This window comes from Thalassomonas sp. RHCl1 (assembly GCF_947387555.1).
Taxonomy (GTDB): Bacteria; Pseudomonadota; Gammaproteobacteria; order Enterobacterales; family Alteromonadaceae; genus Thalassomonas.
Genome location: NZ_CANDNZ010000007.1, coordinates 333,820 through 348,717 on the forward strand (window position 1 = coordinate 333,820; position 14,898 = coordinate 348,717).

15 protein-coding genes are annotated in these 14,898 nt (G+C 48.2%); 10 read left to right on the top strand and 5 right to left on the bottom strand.

Features of this window, described 5'->3' with window-relative positions; all coding sequences use genetic code 11:
• Positions 1-77: 77 nt before the first annotated feature.
• The 4 genes from QL234_RS20470 to guaA all read left to right on the top strand — a co-directional run bounded on the left by QL234_RS20470 (position 78) and on the right by guaA (position 4,216).
• Positions 78-533: a hypothetical protein gene (locus QL234_RS20470; protein ID WP_281559630.1), complete on the top strand. Its 456-nt coding sequence runs from the start codon at positions 78-80 to the stop codon at positions 531-533.
• Positions 533-748 (top strand): hypothetical protein, encoded by a 216-nt coding sequence (locus tag QL234_RS20475; protein ID WP_281559631.1) that lies wholly within the window; start codon positions 533-535, stop codon positions 746-748. Before QL234_RS20470 ends, QL234_RS20475 begins: the two co-directional genes overlap by 1 nt.
• Before the next feature lie 245 nt (positions 749-993).
• Positions 994-2,463 carry an IMP dehydrogenase gene (gene guaB, locus QL234_RS20480; protein ID WP_281559632.1) on the top strand — a complete coding sequence of 490 codons (1,470 nt, stop codon included), beginning with the start codon at positions 994-996 and terminating at the stop codon, positions 2,461-2,463.
• Positions 2,464-2,638: 175 nt separating this feature from the next.
• Positions 2,639-4,216 (top strand): glutamine-hydrolyzing GMP synthase, encoded by a 1,578-nt coding sequence (gene guaA, locus QL234_RS20485; RefSeq protein WP_281559633.1) that lies wholly within the window; start codon positions 2,639-2,641, stop codon positions 4,214-4,216.
• A gap of 176 nt (positions 4,217-4,392) precedes the next feature.
• Here the strand turns inward: guaA and QL234_RS20490 are convergent, their stop codons facing one another.
• On the bottom strand, positions 4,393-5,958 hold the full coding sequence (locus QL234_RS20490) for an endonuclease/exonuclease/phosphatase family protein (RefSeq protein ID WP_281559634.1): 1,566 nt from the start codon (positions 5,956-5,958) through the stop codon (positions 4,393-4,395).
• A 116-nt stretch (positions 5,959-6,074) separates the two neighbouring features.
• The gene (locus QL234_RS20495; protein ID WP_281559635.1) at positions 6,075-8,180 is read right to left on the bottom strand and encodes a neutral/alkaline non-lysosomal ceramidase N-terminal domain-containing protein; all 2,106 of its coding nucleotides are present in this window, start codon (positions 8,178-8,180) and stop codon (positions 6,075-6,077) included.
• A gap of 422 nt (positions 8,181-8,602) precedes the next feature.
• Between QL234_RS20495 and QL234_RS20500 the strand changes: the two genes are divergently transcribed.
• The gene (locus QL234_RS20500; RefSeq protein ID WP_281559636.1) at positions 8,603-9,508 is read left to right on the top strand and encodes a hypothetical protein; all 906 of its coding nucleotides are present in this window, start codon (positions 8,603-8,605) and stop codon (positions 9,506-9,508) included.
• A gap of 336 nt (positions 9,509-9,844) precedes the next feature.
• Here QL234_RS20500 and QL234_RS20505 read toward each other — a convergent pair whose 3' ends face one another.
• Positions 9,845-10,126 carry a hypothetical protein gene (locus tag QL234_RS20505; RefSeq protein WP_281559637.1) on the bottom strand — a complete coding sequence of 94 codons (282 nt, stop codon included), beginning with the start codon at positions 10,124-10,126 and terminating at the stop codon, positions 9,845-9,847.
• Entirely contained in the window at positions 10,119-10,280 is a 162-nt protein-coding gene (locus tag QL234_RS20510) for a hypothetical protein (RefSeq protein WP_281559638.1), read from the bottom strand. Before QL234_RS20510 ends, QL234_RS20505 begins: the two co-directional genes overlap by 8 nt.
• A 489-nt stretch (positions 10,281-10,769) precedes the next feature.
• Here QL234_RS20510 and folE point away from each other — a divergent pair, with 489 nt between their 5' ends.
• From folE to folK, 4 genes are read left to right on the top strand one after another with little or no spacing between them, the layout of a single operon-like run.
• Positions 10,770-11,312, top strand: a complete 543-nt coding sequence (gene folE, locus QL234_RS20515; protein ID WP_281559674.1) for a GTP cyclohydrolase I FolE — start codon at positions 10,770-10,772, stop codon at positions 11,310-11,312.
• The gene (locus tag QL234_RS20520) at positions 11,309-12,058 is read left to right on the top strand and encodes an SDR family NAD(P)-dependent oxidoreductase (RefSeq protein WP_281559639.1); all 750 of its coding nucleotides are present in this window, start codon (positions 11,309-11,311) and stop codon (positions 12,056-12,058) included. The genes folE and QL234_RS20520 overlap by 4 nt, the downstream gene beginning before the upstream one ends.
• Positions 12,031-12,381, top strand: a complete 351-nt coding sequence (locus QL234_RS20525) for a dihydroneopterin aldolase (RefSeq protein ID WP_044830494.1) — start codon at positions 12,031-12,033, stop codon at positions 12,379-12,381. The genes QL234_RS20520 and QL234_RS20525 overlap by 28 nt, the downstream gene beginning before the upstream one ends.
• A complete protein-coding gene (folK, locus tag QL234_RS20530; protein WP_281559640.1) occupies positions 12,381-12,761 on the top strand; it encodes a 2-amino-4-hydroxy-6-hydroxymethyldihydropteridine diphosphokinase in 381 nt (126 codons plus the stop codon). Before QL234_RS20525 ends, folK begins: the two co-directional genes overlap by 1 nt.
• Before the next feature lie 39 nt (positions 12,762-12,800).
• Here folK and QL234_RS20535 read toward each other — a convergent pair whose 3' ends face one another.
• Complete coding sequence (locus QL234_RS20535) at positions 12,801-13,781, bottom strand: helix-turn-helix transcriptional regulator (RefSeq protein ID WP_281559641.1); 981 nt, start codon at positions 13,779-13,781, stop codon at positions 12,801-12,803.
• Positions 13,782-14,013: 232 nt separating this feature from the next.
• On the opposite strand from QL234_RS20535, the gene QL234_RS20540 reads away from it, so the two are divergent.
• Positions 14,014-14,898: an acetoacetate decarboxylase family protein gene (locus QL234_RS20540; RefSeq protein WP_281559642.1), complete on the top strand. Its 885-nt coding sequence runs from the start codon at positions 14,014-14,016 to the stop codon at positions 14,896-14,898.

Below are 14,898 nucleotides of genomic sequence, written 5' to 3' on the forward strand. Positions count from 1 at the left end.
AATTAACTTCTTTGTCAAATTGAGTCTTTTTAAAAGCATTATGTTTGTGCCATAAAAACAAAGCAAAAGGAAACATTATGGAAGATGTTGAATTGCTTAAAGATGTATTGTTGGAAGCCGGAAGCATAGAGAGATTTTTTGGCGACCATGTCCCTGTAGATCTTTATCGAGCCCGAAAAGTAAAAAGTGATAAGCCACTATTTGATTTGGTTGAAACAGAAATAGTAAGGAAAAGGGGAGCGCCTAGAAAAGCTGACATAACGATTAAAGATGGAAGAGTTTATGTCAGACATAGGCCAAGAGGCATTAGTACCTTTGACCGGCCTAACACTTTCCGTGGGCATTGGCTGTATTATAAATTACCGGCGGGAACTATCTTGCCTAAGGGGCATGCGATAGTTAAGGATTCATATAATCCTGTCTTTAATGCAACTCATTACACTATTGCACCTGAAAGAGATATGCCCTTGTTTCATTTTAAAATGTTGCTTAATGAGTTGGCGGGTTTAGTTGAAAAAGAAGAGGTAAGTTAATGCAAGTAAACGATGATTGGCTGGCAACGATATTATGCGCTCTTAACGATGCCGTTAAGTACAATGACAGTTTAAGAAAAAGTGAAACGGTTACTGATATAGAAGATATTGAGGAGTGGTTGCTGCAAATTTTTGAATGTAAAGAATACCTAAAGGAAGAGATTAGTAAGTCGCCAGAGCTGTTAAGGCAATTGGAAAAGCACTTTAAGATATAGATTACTTATATCTGAGGCTTAAAATGAAGATAGAACTATCCTTTTGGTTATTAGTCAACGGATAGAAATTCCCTCGGCTAAATAAAGTGCTATTTGACTTGAAAGACGCTTTGGCTTCATTTTTGCTTTAATTTTGCCAATAATGGACAAATAATAACAAATATTAGTTTACCTGATTTAATAAAACGGTTAAAATTCTTCGGCAATATTTACACCAAACCTACCCACTTTTGTGAGATGTTGCGATGCTGAGAATTGCTCAAGAAGCTTTGACCTTTGATGATGTTCTACTGGTACCTGCCCATTCTACGGTACTACCCCATACCGCCGATTTAAAAACCCGTTTAACCCGTAAAATTAACCTGAATGTGCCTATGGTTTCTGCCTCTATGGATACCGTAACCGAAGCACGTCTGGCCATTACCCTGGCGCAGGAAGGGGGCATGGGCTTTATTCATAAAAATATGACCATAGAAGAACAGGCGAAAAATGTTGCTATGGTGAAAAAATATGAAAGCGGCATTGTTTCCGAGCCGGTAACCGTTAGCCCGGATGCCAGCATTAAGGACACCATAGATCTGGCAAAAGAGCTGGGCTTTTCCGGCTTTCCGGTCGTAGACGATGCCAATAACCTGGTGGGTATAGTCACCGGACGGGATCTGCGTTTTGAAACCGATTTAAGCAAGCCGGTATCTAAGCTGATGACCATCAAAAAAGACCTGGTGACGGTAAAAGAAGGTGCCAGCCGTGAAGAAATCTTAAGCTTGATGCACGAGCACCGCATTGAAAAGATCCTGGTGGTAGATAATGTCTTTAAATTAAAAGGCATGATCACGGTAAAAGATTACCAAAAAGCGGAAAGCAAACCTAACGCCTGTAAAGACGAGTTAGGTCGCTTACGTGTCGGCGCAGCCGTTGGCGTAGGTGCCGGTACCACGGAGCGCATCGCGGCGTTAGTGGCGGCAGGTGTTGATGTATTATTAATCGATACATCCCATGGCCATTCCCAGGGGGTTATCGAAAGCGTGAAAGATATTCGCAAAGCCTACCCTGACTTACAACTGATTGCCGGTAATGTTGCCACGGCAGCGGGCGCCAAAGCGCTGGCTGATGCCGGTGTTGATGCCGTTAAGGTTGGGATCGGTCCGGGGTCTATCTGTACCACGCGTATCGTCACCGGTGTCGGTGTACCGCAACTAACCGCAATTTCCAATGCCGTAGAAGCCTTGCAGGATACAGATATCCCGGTGATCGCCGATGGCGGTATCCGGTTCTCCGGTGATATTGCCAAGGCCTTAGTGGCCGGTGCCCACTGTGTGATGGTAGGCAGTATGTTTGCCGGTACCGAAGAATCTCCCGGTGAAGTTGAGTTATACCAGGGGCGTTACTATAAGTCTTACCGCGGTATGGGCTCATTAGGGGCCATGAACCAGAAGGATGGTTCCAGCGACCGTTATTTCCAAAAGCCGAGCGAAGCGGACAAGCTGGTACCTGAAGGTATCGAAGGCCGTGTTGCCTATAAGGGCCCGGTAGCAGCGATTATCCACCAGCAAATGGGCGGGGTGCGCTCTTCCATGGGACTAACCGGTTGTGCCAATATCGAACAGATGCGTACTAAACCTCAGTTTATGAAGATCACGGCAGCGGGCATGGGTGAATCACATGTGCATGATGTCACTATCACCAAAGAAGCACCTAACTACCGTATGGGCTAATCTTAGGCTAGATACTCTTATGTCGCTGAAAACCTTGGTTTATCCGGTTACAGCGGCTCTCACTTATTATTTTAAATTTGCTGACTTTGGCTTTACTTTTATACCTAAGGCTCAAGTCGGCGGGTTTTACTTATTTAACTGACAGCAGTTAAGTTAACTCATTTAAGGGTTTGTTATGACAAAAGATATTCATGATCACCGAATACTGATATTAGACTTCGGCTCCCAGTATACCCAGCTGATTGCCCGTCGCGTGCGTGAAATTGGCGTTTACTGTGAGTTATGGGCCTGGGATGTCAGCGAAGCGCAAATTCGTGAATTTAACCCGAGCGGTATCATATTGGCCGGTGGCCCGGAAAGTGTCACCGAAACCGACTCTCCCCGTGCCCCTGAATATGTTTTTAATGCCGGCGTACCTGTATTGGGTATTTGTTACGGTATGCAAACCATGGCGGAGCAACTGGGTGGCAGCGTACAAAGTTCAACCCATAAAGAGTTTGGTTATGCCGCGGTGGAAGTCATCGCCGAGACCGCCCTGTTTAAGAAAATTGAAGATCACTTAAGCGACAACGGCAATGCCATGCTGGATGTGTGGATGAGCCACGGTGATAAAGTTTCCGCGATTCCGGAAGGTTTCACCACTACCGCGCAAACGCCAAGCTGTGCTTACGCCGCCATGGCCAATGAAGAAAAACAATTCTACGGCGTACAATTCCACCCGGAAGTGACCCATACCAAGCAGGGCATGCGTATTCTTGAGCATTTCGTGGTAGATATCTGTCGTTGTGAAAAGTTGTGGACTTCAGCCTCTATTATCGAAGATGCCGTGGCAAAAATGAAAGCCCAGGTTGGCGATGACGAAGTGGTGTTAGGTTTATCCGGCGGTGTCGACTCCTCCGTGGTAGCCATGTTGTTGCATCGGGCTATCGGCGATAAGCTGACCTGTGTGTTTGTCGATAACGGCCTGCTGCGTCTTAATGAAGGCAAGCAGGTAATGGATATGTTCGGCGATCACTTCGGTTTAAACATCGTGCATGTCAATGCCGAGCAAAGGTTCCTTGACCGCCTGGCGGGAGAGAACGATCCGGAAGCCAAGCGTAAAATCATCGGTAATGTCTTCGTTGAAGTTTTTGATGAAGAAGCCAGTAAGCTTGCTAATGCCAAATGGCTGGCGCAAGGCACCATTTACCCGGATGTGATCGAATCAGCGGCTTCTGCTACCGGTAAGGCCCATGTGATCAAGTCTCACCATAATGTCGGCGGTCTGCCGGAAGACATGGAGCTGGGGCTGGTTGAGCCGCTGCGTGAACTCTTTAAAGATGAAGTACGTAAAATCGGTCTGGAGCTGGGCTTACCGTACGACATGTTATACCGCCACCCGTTCCCGGGACCGGGCTTAGGAGTTCGGGTATTGGGTGAAGTGAAAAAAGAATATTGCGATCTGCTGCGCCGCGCCGATGCGATTTTCATTGAAGAGCTGCATAAAGCCGATCTTTATAACAAGGTCAGCCAGGCCTTTACCGTATTCTTGCCGGTACGCTCGGTAGGGGTTATGGGGGATGGCCGTAAATATGACTGGGTAGTGTCATTGCGCGCCGTAGAAACCATAGACTTTATGACCGCACATTGGGCGCATTTGCCTTATGATTTCTTAGGCTTGGTGTCTAATCGCATCATCAATGAAATCGACGGTATTTCCCGTGTGGTTTACGATATTTCAGGTAAGCCGCCGGCAACGATTGAATGGGAATAATCCATTTAAAAATTTGCTGTTAAGCTGTTAATAAAAGGCAGGCAATCATATGATTGCCTGCCTTTTTTAGCTTTAATGAAAATCAAGAAATTATCGTTTAATTAAAGCGCTTTGCAGGAAACCCTGGTTTTATCTAGGTTGCCGTATCCGGTTTCCTGTCTAAGCCTGTTTAAGCATTAAAACTTCACAGTAAAGATTTCCCAAGGTCCGATATCACTGCGGTTGGCATGGGCGTCACCGTCGTTTTCACCGACAAGATATTTACCGTGTGCCGATCTAAACGAGATTTTGTCATTGTTTTCAAGACAACCGGAATTATCATCATGGTTGATTAAGGTGAACTGCTCCCAGGAGCCGAGGTTGGTGCGATCCGCGTCCAGGTCGCCATTACTCTGGGCGCTGAAGTAATAACCCTCACTGGTGCTGATGGAGATCAGGTCGCCACTTTGGATACAGCCTTCGAAGTATTTCGCCTGCTCCAGGTTTAACTTAAAGGACTCCCAGGCGCCTTGATTATTGCGGTCTGCATTGACTGTGCCGCCGCCGTTGCCTTCTGCCACCAGGTATTTACCGCTGTCGCTGATCAGGGCGATATTTTGGCTGATTTTCGGGTAGTCGACAACTGCCTGGTCGGCATAGGTATTGATCCATTCCAGTTTACCAATCCTCGGCGGATGATCGCTGATATTATTGTGATCTAAGCGATTATCTTCCAGCGGAATATGGCTGAACTGGTATTTGGGGTTACCCCGGTAGCCAATGTAATCGATGCGGTCACAACCCTCTATGGTGCCGTCCGGTTGCGGCTGTTCACAGGTAAAGGTGATGCCGGTTTTGATTTTAAAATCTATCATTTGCTGGTATTGGTGCGAGTTTTTATCCCGCTGGGCAAAGTAGATATTAAAGTCGCCGACGATGATCACCGGTGAACCGGCGGAATAGGTATGGATCATTTCCGCAACCTGATCCAGATCTGACTTGTTATTGGCTTCATTGCCGCCGGTATTGCCGTGCAGGTTATAAAAGTGCACGATAAAATCTTTGGCGATTTCGACTTCGGTAAGGGTAAAGCCTTTTTCGGTGGCGCAATCCGGGCTGTTGACGTTGCCTGTCAGGTATTCCAGCAAGGTGCCGTGACACTTGTTCCACTCATGATATTGCACCTTGTGCTGGCTGAAAGGGTAAGGGGACAGGGTTAATAAGCCGTCGCCAAAGGTGGTGGGGGTGCCGGCCCAGTAATCGCTGCGATACGGGTAAGTGGCTGTGGTCAGGTTATCGGTCAGGGCATCGGTGCGCACCCAGTTTTCCTGGATACCGACAATATCGGCACCCCAGCTTTCAATGATAGTGCTGAGCTCGCGGGCCTGGCTGTTGGAGATACCGTTAAGGGCTTCGGGAAATCCCTTGATATTAAAGGTAATGACATCCAGGCTGCCGCTGCTTTGTGCGTAATTTGTCGCCGGACTGTAATCCAGGCCATAAGCGTCGATGTAGCCGTGATCCGACATGGTGGCTTCTAAAATAGAAATATAACCGTCGACATCGGAGGCCAGGCCTGCTATCGGTTCAATTACTTTGGTATCGAGCCAGTCCAGGGTAACCTTACCGGCATCTACGACGGGCTCGGCAATATTATCCTTGATCCAGTCCCAGGCATCGTCATACCAGGCGGCCTGGGCATTGGCGGAAAACCCTAAAGCGCCAATGATGAATCCGGCAAGTACTTTCTTTTTAAATTTCATAAATCATCCTTGTTGAAGTTATCCCTTGGGCAAGCCCCGGCAGGGACATGGTAAAAGCCGATGATTGCCGTGGTTTATGCGGCAATCATCACTTTGGCTTATCTTGTTGTTTTTGCTTATTTGTTATAAGTGAAGGAGTCAGAAGTACCTGAATAGCTTGAAATATTCCCGGTCCAGCCGGACTTCCAGTGACCCTGGTGTTTCAGGCGGTAGGTACCTGACGGGGTATCGGCACTCGGTGTCCAGTAGACCCTGGCGTTTGAGCAGGCCAGACAGTCGGCATCGGTATCGCGGATCCATTTAAACTCCGTTTCGATATCGTTGTCGGTCAAGATGGTTTCCCAGCTGCCGTTAACCTTCTTTTGTACCTTTAAGAAGGTATCCATGGTTTTCAGATTGTTGCGGGGGTGACCTGAGCGGAATTCCGCCATAATGGTATCGCCGTAACTATAGCTGTTGTTGGTGTCCTTGGTGACCTGACCGAAGCTTTCCCACAAGCGTTTATCATCATAAACCACGCCGATCTTAGTGATGATCTGATCATCGCTTAAATCTTTCGGAGTCGGTCCGGCATCAACTGCGCTGCCGCTTACCAGGGCATTAGCCATGTTGTGATAAATCTGGGTATATCCGGCCAGGGTATTGGCACCGTATATGGTGTGGCCGCCTTCATAATATTGCAGCGAATATTCTTCCGGTGTGGTGATATAACCGGTATAGGCGTTGGCTAAACCTGCGATAACGATTTTATCGACTCCCATAGGTGCCAGCTCTCCCAACAGGTGGGCTTCAAGGCGTCGCCCTGCCATGGTGGTCATTTCACCCGGTACTGATACTATGGCTAAAGAGTCCAGGATAAACATCTGGAACGGCAGGGTGGTGGTATAAAGCTCGGCCCCTATGGCTTCGCGGTTAACGAAAGTCGGTTTAGGATATTGGCAGGGATCGTCCTCGGCATTGGCCAGTAAGCTGCTGCCGGAGAACAGGTTCATCCAGCCAAAGAGGGCGTATTTGCCCAAATAGCTGTCGTATAAACTGGCATCTTTGTTCCAGGCCGTGCCTTCGTTGTCTACCGTCATGCCTTCAAAAATGCCTTCCATATTGGTGGGGCCGTCCCAGTCGGATCCCGCCACCATAGACCAGCCGATGGCGCCGTCACAAATAGTTGCGGCACTGTTGCCGGTAAATTCGCTGCCGACCTGGTAGCCGGGAAAGTCTACGTACTGGTGACGGTAATCGAGATTGCCGGCGCTGCTTAAACTGATGCTGGCACTGTCATACAGGCTGCGGGCCTTGGCGTATTGTTTTTGTCCGGAGGCAATGGCTTTTTCGTGGTTAGTCCCCGGGGTATTTTGCCCATTGCTGTTGGGGGATACATCCCCTTCGTTGCTGTTGGCAAAGGCGGCGACAAAGGTTAATGCCTGGCTGTAATCGGCGTTGTGATCCCGCTCAAACAGCTGGCTGGCGATGCCTTTGTTGTCAGAGCTTATCAGCCGCTGGCTCTGGTCGTTGGAGACGGCATGGACCGGGAACCAGTTCAGCATACCGATTTCGGTACCGTCGTCGCGGACAAATTTCAGCAGGCTCATGGATTTGTTGGTGGTGTGCTCATAGTTGGCGGCATCCGGGTTTTGGGCATAGGGAACAGGATTGCGGTTATAGCTGGTATCGAGCAAATCGCCGCGGTTAAATTTGATGCTGCCGGGTGCCAGGGTATCGGTTGCCCGGACAATCGACTGGTAAATGCCGTCGACGATAACATCAAAGTTAAGCTCGTCATAACCCAGGGCGCTGAGGTTAAGCAGCACATAATGATCATATCCCCCCGGGCCGACATGGGTATGGGTGGCGGTTAACATGACATTGCTGTCGTCGTATAAATTGCCGTAACGGCTTTTTAGTTTGGCCACCACCGCCTGCTTAACCCCCTGGGGGATACTCTGGATATCGGCGCTGACAAAGGCCAGGCGCTTACCGCTAGCCGGTTTTTCAACTACATAGGCCCTGGACCATAAGCGGGTATGTATGCCTTTGGTGGTCTGGCTGGTATCGCCGTAACCCACCATGCCGGCATCGGCGGCGGGACCTGTGACGTCATAGATGCCGGAGCCGATATTCCAGCTGCTGGCAGCATAAGCGGATGATAAAGGGGAGGCGAGCATGCCTATTGTGGTACCGACCACCAGGCCTGTACGGGTGATCCTGTTTAATAATTTGTTCATAGTTGCTATTCCTTTGTGACTTGACGGACAACGATAATCAGCCTGCACCGCTTCCCTGTGCCTATGCTCCCGGAGGATTTTTATTGTTAATTTTATCTGTTAATGCCTGGCAACCCGGGTTGTCAGCGCATTATACCCACGGGGTGGAGCACTTAATGTCTTGGCGGTTTTTTATCGTTTTTTTCGTCAAGAGTGACAACATCGTCACCGGCACAAGATAATTGATCAAAATATCGTCGGTCTATGGTAAAAATGACCTAACTGCTCTTATCGGCAGGGGTCATCACTGTGGCTGAAAAGAGGGGAAGCCGGGTGGATTTAAATGGTTTTATGCCTATAGTAAAAAATGCCGCCGCTATCTTGTTTTATCAAGCTGTTGAAAGTGAACCTGGTTTTAAGGAATGATAGTTCAGGGAGAAAATATGCATACCTTGTTACAGAAAAAGTACGCGCGACAACCATCTAAAAGTTCAGCTCCCGTAAGAGATAATTTTGCCTTTAGCGGGCAAAGTCGTGCGGTAAGCAATATCCTGCGGCAGGGGCAGAGCACAGGAGCTGTGATCCAGCGTTTGCCTTTTGATCCGACAAACCCCGAGCAAAGACACCCGGGTTCAACCTTACCCTATCGTGAAGCCACTGAGCTGGTGGAATGTATCCGTATTATGGGGGAGGAAAACAGGGATTATTGTCGCCAGGAAGTACTGGGGGAAGCACCGCCGCAACCAACTCATGTCAATATACCGGGAATTTCAACGCCGCAGCCTTTTGGCACCCGGGCCAATGCCGCGGGGGCAACAAATTTGCGTGCCGGCGGTGTCAATGTTGTCTTTTTACCGGATGCTGTCAGCGCCGATCCGGCCATGGCCAACCGGGCGCAAACGTCATTTTCTATTTCTGCCTATAACATCAATTACCAGGCCAGTGGCGGGCGGATAACTTCCTTTACCGGTCCGGGAGCGACGACCATTACCATAGTGACCACTTATGGCGGCGGTGTCAGTGCTGCTTCTACTTCCGGCTACGGACGCGGTACGACAACGGCGGATGTCCAGGCGGGCAATACCAGTTTAGGTTTTCACGAGGGCCGTCACGGTTTGGACTTTATGCAATTCTTAAATGCCAACCCCTTTCCGCAATTTAGCGGTGCTATTGGCATGTCGGTTCAGGCGTTTGAACAGGCGATGCAGGCCTATGCCACTGCAAGGCAGCAGTTCAATGACGATATGGACCGGTTCAGTGAAACCAATACCGATTGTGTCGGCACCACCATAGATCAATTTAATGCCGCCAACGGCCAACATACTACCATTTGCCAGCAGCAACCTTAAGCCGGGCAATGGCTATATCGGCTTTGTTGGCATTTAGTGTTGCTGTTAATTATTCACCACGGTGTAGACTGCGGTATGAAAAGTTCAGCTATACGGGGGATTATCACGACATCAGGATTGGTAGCCAGTAGCGATAAAAGGTATGGATTGCTAGTGACGGACAGGTAAACACTAACGCTTAAGTTAACATGCGCTAACAGGAAGGCGATTTCCCCCAGGGTTGCCAGGATTGCATTTAGTACCGGGCGGGTCACTGACATAGCTGAAACTATTATTGCCGTTAACCCGCCCGTCTTTTGCTCCGTTTAAGCCGTAGTCAATCTTACATAGTTAACATTACTTCTTGCGGTTAAGCACTCTCCAGCACGCTTGCATCTCGCCTATTTTCTCCCGGTAGCTGATAACCTGATATTTGAGCCAATAGCACAGGTGCCTGATACCTTCACTGGTGTGCTCCGTGATGCATTCGGGCTCGCGGGTAACCGCTGCGAACGCATCGAACAGGAAGGCGTATTCTTCACTGAATTTGCTAAAGTCGTCACCAAGATTGACAAAATCGCTCGACAGCTGTTCCCTTTTGATTGCATCCTCCGTGAGTGGCAGGTTTGATTCAGACATGACAGCTTCCTCCCTTGTTAGTTAACGGCGTATAGTTGCCGGCATAAGCTGATGGTGGCTGCCTGACGGCGGGGGTTGGTATATTTTCTGTTAAACTTTCTGTTAGGTAAGCTTTAACCGATTGAAACTCTGGCATATCATTAGATTTAGCCATGATGGATACCTCGTTTATCTGTTGTGGTTAGCTGTCTCTGAGTGGTGGTGCACTTAGGGGCAGCGCTTGGTTTATCTGCTGGTTCTCTTTTTTAAACACCTCCGCTGACGGGGAATTCACCTGTTAGTGATAGTACAAAATACCGGAAAAATCTCCCTGGGCTGGCATTTAATATTTATGTTAATTGTCCGCACTGTATTGATAGCGGTACGAAAACATCAACTATATGAAAGATATGAATAAAAATAGGGGGTGATGGCTTGTTACAGGGCTGAAATAGTCAAGGAAAACATAGCCGGTATATCTGTCCCGGACAGGCTCAGGTCATAAAAACGTCGCTTAAATGAAATATTGCCCGCTCAGCTTTGAACCGGCCCGGTAATTACCGTATTATGAGGAAAAATCAAAGCAATAAGCAGACAAATGATGGACCAACAATTAAAAGCTGTTGTCAGCGAAGCAGATGAAAATCTCCAGGTTGAGCAGCCAATGGAGCAAGAGTTTAAGCGCATCATCACGGCAATAGGTGAAGATCCAAGCCGTGAAGGATTAGTCGATACGCCCAGCCGGGCTGCAAAAGCCCTGAAATATCTGACCCGGGGTTATGAGCAGGACTTAGATACGGTAATTAACGGGGCTTTGTTCAGTTCAGATTGCGATTCTATGGTGGTGGTGGATCATATCGAATTGTATTCCTTATGCGAACATCACATGCTGCCTTTTACCGGCCGCTGCCACATAGGTTATATCCCCAATGGCAAAGTGTTGGGCTTATCCAAGCTGGCACGTATTGTTGATATGTATGCCCGTCGTTTACAGATCCAGGAAAACCTGACCCAGGAAATTGCCAATGCCATTATGGACGTTACCGGCGCCAAAGGAGTGGGGGTTGTGGTGGAAGCTTCCCATTTATGCATGAGAATGCGCGGGGTGGAAAAGCAAAACTCGGAAATGAAAACCTCCTGCATGCTGGGCTCTTTTATGAAAGATAAAGATACCCGGGCGGAATTTTTACAGCTGATAAAAGCATGATGAATAACTCTCCCTGGGCCCTGGTGACAGGAGGCGCCCAGCGTATCGGTGCCTACTTTAACCAGTGCCTTGCTGAGGCGGGTTATAATATTGTCCTGCATTATCATCAGTCGGAAACGGCGGCGTTGGCGTTAAAAGCACAGTTGCAGCAGCATGATGTTCAGGTGGTGTTATGGCAGGCAAATTTAGCCGAGCCGCAAACCTTGCCTTTGGTTTTTCAAAGCCTGCACAGTCAGGTGCCGCAGCTTGATTTATTGATTAATAATGCCTCGATATTTGAGCAGGGTGCTTTGCTTGAATCCTCTTTAGCCCAGATACAGGCCCATATGCATGTTCATCTCACCAGTCCCTGGGTGCTGATCCAAGAAATGATGAAGCTTAACACCGGACCTTCTGCGCAGATCATTAATATATTAGATGCGAATTTAGCGCACCGTTATACCGGTAAATCGGCGTATTTTATCGCCAAAAAAGCTCTGGAGACCTTAACCGAGCTGGCGGCAATAGAATGTGCCCCTAAGGTCAGGGTCAACGCGGTAGCACCGGGTTTTGTACTTGAGGCGATAGATGCCGTTAACGGCGGCCCTGAGCATAAAGACATTAACTTATTACAAGCTAAAGTGCCGTTAAACGACCTATTTTCGGCGATTGAATTTTTGCAAAATAATCATTCCATCACCGGACAAACCATTAATATTGACGGAGGGAGCCATCTACAATGTCCACCATATATGTTGAAGAATTAGAAATTTATACCATCTTGGGGATCACCGCAGAAGAGCGTGAGCACAAGCAAAAAATCCTGATTGATTACTGGCTTGATGTTGATATTTCCAAGGCGATGCTCAGCGATGACATCGAAGATTGCGTGAACTACCGCACCATCAATAAAAAAATATTGTCTGTGGTGGAAAACTCCAGTTATAACACCATAGAGCGTTTATTGGGGATCTTGCTGGAAGTGGTGCTTGGTTTTGATGGCGTCTCGCATGCAAAAATGAAAATCGCCAAGCCGGGGGCATTACGTTATGCCAAAAATGTCTCCATTACCGCTGAGCGCTCTGCCTGATGGCGCTTTATATTGTTGCCGTGGGCTCGAATATACAGCCGGAGAAGCATATTGAGCAGGCCTTTGACTTAATCAAACAAATGGATGCACAGGCAGATATCGCGACCTTGTTGCATACCAAGGCGGTGGGCTTTACCGAGCAGGCGGATTTTATCAATACCGCGTTTTCGTTTTCAAGCTCCCTTGATGCCGTGCAGTTAAAAACATATTTACGCGATATCGAAGCAAAGCTGGGGCGGGTGCGCACCGCTAATAAAAACGGCCCGCGTACTATCGACTTAGATATCGTTAAAATCGATCGCGACATCGTTGATCAGGACTATTTTAAATATGATTTTGTCAAAACCGCTGTCGATGAATTGACGGCCAGACTCAACTAAGTTCGGCAGAGCCAGACTTTATTTGGGCTTAGGCGAGGCTTAAGCCTCGCTGTTTTGGGCGCTGACCAGCTGTGCCAGCTCGGTGCGGCTGGAAATACCTAATTTATCATACACCCGGTAGAGGTGGTTAGAGACAGTAGAAGGTGCCAGGGAAAGGGACTTAGCCACTTCTTTAAAGGACAGGCCCTTGCAGATAAACTCGACGATTTCCTGCTCCCGCTTGCTTAGCTGATCCAGTGGTCCCAGAGGACGCAGGCTGACAATAATCAACTCCCCCATGGGCTTTAAGCTGACCGCGAGCTGGCCGACTTCTATGGTTTTACTTTCATTGCTGCTGAGTTTAGGCAAAATAAAAGGCAAAGTTGTGCCGCGCTCGGGAAAGTGCTCATTGAGCAGGGCAACAAAACGTGGCTGGACCTCGTGGAAGCAGCCTTGCTGATCGCAGATGGCGGAAGTGGCCTGATCTACCGTTTGCTGTAATTCATCACCGACACGCAGGTGCAGGAAAAAAGCATGGGATACCGCAGAAACCAGATGAAAAATAAGGTGTTGTTGCAGTTCCCGCTCTTGCTCGGTAAAGACATGCTCCCGGTCGAAACGATACAGGCTTAATAAGGTATAAAGCCCGTTTTTACTGTCCAGGTGTCCCGAAGCCAGGATACGTTTAATGCCGTAGGGCCGGAACAGCTTCCGGTATAAAGGTGAGTTAAAAAAAGCTTCATCATCAATTACTTCAGACATATCCACCGGCTTACCCAGGTTATTGATCACCGCATCACGTATCGGGTTGATCTCCATGGTGGCTTTTAAGCGTTTGGCATACTGCTTGTCCAGGCCGACCTGGGTGACATAATGAAAATTGATATTGGCTTCATTGCCTGTGCCCCAGAAGGCAGCGTCAAAATCAATTACCCGACTTAATTGTTCCAGTGCCCATTCCCGGTATTGGTTCGGGGGAATGCGGGTAGCAGAGCGGTATAAGTGGCTGATAAATTCGTCCAGTGTACGTGAGTCGGGCATATGTGCAGATCCTGGCGCCTGGTTATGACTTGAATATGGTTATTTTTATAATCTGATAATAAACATTCCGTTAGGTGATGGCTACTTTCTTGTGAGTTTGCGGTTAGGTTATATCTACTATTTAGCTGCTCAGTTTTTTTGCCGATACTGGCACCATTAAGATGTTAACCCCCGCCCCTTAACTGCCGTGACTTAGCTCATGGTAAAACGCTGCGGGCATTTGAGGAATATTATGCAACCTAACAATACTCTGGACAGCGAACTGGTCGCCAATGAAGCGCTGTTTACCGACAGTTTTTTTCAGCAGTTTACCCTGCGCAAAAACAAGCAGCCGCTGCAGCTTAATGAGACTATCAGTAAAGATTATCAATTTCCGACCTTTTACGGCAATGTGACCTGTGCCATCGGGGTTTTCCTTTGTGACTACCAGCAGGCGCAGCAACTGTTGCCCCATCCGAAAATGAAGCCGGTGGCTATGCCCAAGGGGCGGGCCTTAGTGACTTTCTCCTGCTATGAATACCAGAATGTTATGGGTATTGCTCCCTATAACGAAATTGCCATGACTATTCCCGTGATGGTGGATCCTGCGATTAATATCCCGGTGCTGCCTATGGTTATGGATGGTTTTAGCAAGTTTGGTTATTACGTTTTCCATATGCCGGTGACTTCCCTGGAAAACCGCATCCGCGGCAACAAGATCTGGGGCCTGCCTAAGGTGGTAGATACCGTTGATATCAAGGTCGAAGACGGCATATCTAAAACCCGGGCGACGGACGAGCAGGGCAACTTTTATTTTTCCCTGGAAGTACCGACACAAGGTAAGCCTACCCATTTTGATGTCCGCTCAAATCTATACTCCCGTCTGGATCAAGACTTGCTGCAAAGCCCGACCCAGTTTAAAGGGGATTTTAACGTCATTAAATATATGGACAGGTTATGGAAAAGGGGCGGCGCAGATCCGGGCGTGCTGAAAATCGGAGAAGGTCCTTACGGTGATATGCTTAAAAAACTGAAGATTGAGCCGCAGCCGTTCCAGTTCCGTTATGCCCATCATATGAATGCCTGCTTTGATTTGCCCAATGAAAATTACCAGGCCCCGTTTACTTTTACCGGTTAG

What these genes read in the sequence shown, in the direction of transcription:
- QL234_RS20470 (WP_281559630.1), top strand. Translation starts at nt 78, where the DNA reads ATGGAAGATGTTGAATTGCTTAAAGATGTATTGTTGGAAGCCGGAAGC.
- QL234_RS20475 (WP_281559631.1), top strand. Translation starts at nt 533, where the DNA reads ATGCAAGTAAACGATGATTGGCTGGCAACGATATTATGCGCTCTTAAC.
- guaB (WP_281559632.1), top strand. Translation starts at nt 994, where the DNA reads ATGCTGAGAATTGCTCAAGAAGCTTTGACCTTTGATGATGTTCTACTG.
- guaA (WP_281559633.1), top strand. Translation starts at nt 2,639, where the DNA reads ATGACAAAAGATATTCATGATCACCGAATACTGATATTAGACTTCGGC.
- QL234_RS20490 (WP_281559634.1), bottom strand. Translation starts at nt 5,958, where the DNA reads ATGAAATTTAAAAAGAAAGTACTTGCCGGATTCATCATTGGCGCTTTA.
- QL234_RS20495 (WP_281559635.1), bottom strand. Translation starts at nt 8,180, where the DNA reads ATGAACAAATTATTAAACAGGATCACCCGTACAGGCCTGGTGGTCGGT.
- QL234_RS20500 (WP_281559636.1), top strand. Translation starts at nt 8,603, where the DNA reads ATGCATACCTTGTTACAGAAAAAGTACGCGCGACAACCATCTAAAAGT.
- QL234_RS20505 (WP_281559637.1), bottom strand. Translation starts at nt 10,126, where the DNA reads ATGTCTGAATCAAACCTGCCACTCACGGAGGATGCAATCAAAAGGGAA.
- QL234_RS20510 (WP_281559638.1), bottom strand. Translation starts at nt 10,280, where the DNA reads ATGGCTAAATCTAATGATATGCCAGAGTTTCAATCGGTTAAAGCTTAC.
- folE (WP_281559674.1), top strand. Translation starts at nt 10,770, where the DNA reads ATGGAGCAAGAGTTTAAGCGCATCATCACGGCAATAGGTGAAGATCCA.
- QL234_RS20520 (WP_281559639.1), top strand. Translation starts at nt 11,309, where the DNA reads ATGATGAATAACTCTCCCTGGGCCCTGGTGACAGGAGGCGCCCAGCGT.
- QL234_RS20525 (WP_044830494.1), top strand. Translation starts at nt 12,031, where the DNA reads ATGTCCACCATATATGTTGAAGAATTAGAAATTTATACCATCTTGGGG.
- folK (WP_281559640.1), top strand. Translation starts at nt 12,381, where the DNA reads ATGGCGCTTTATATTGTTGCCGTGGGCTCGAATATACAGCCGGAGAAG.
- QL234_RS20535 (WP_281559641.1), bottom strand. Translation starts at nt 13,781, where the DNA reads ATGCCCGACTCACGTACACTGGACGAATTTATCAGCCACTTATACCGC.
- QL234_RS20540 (WP_281559642.1), top strand. Translation starts at nt 14,014, where the DNA reads ATGCAACCTAACAATACTCTGGACAGCGAACTGGTCGCCAATGAAGCG.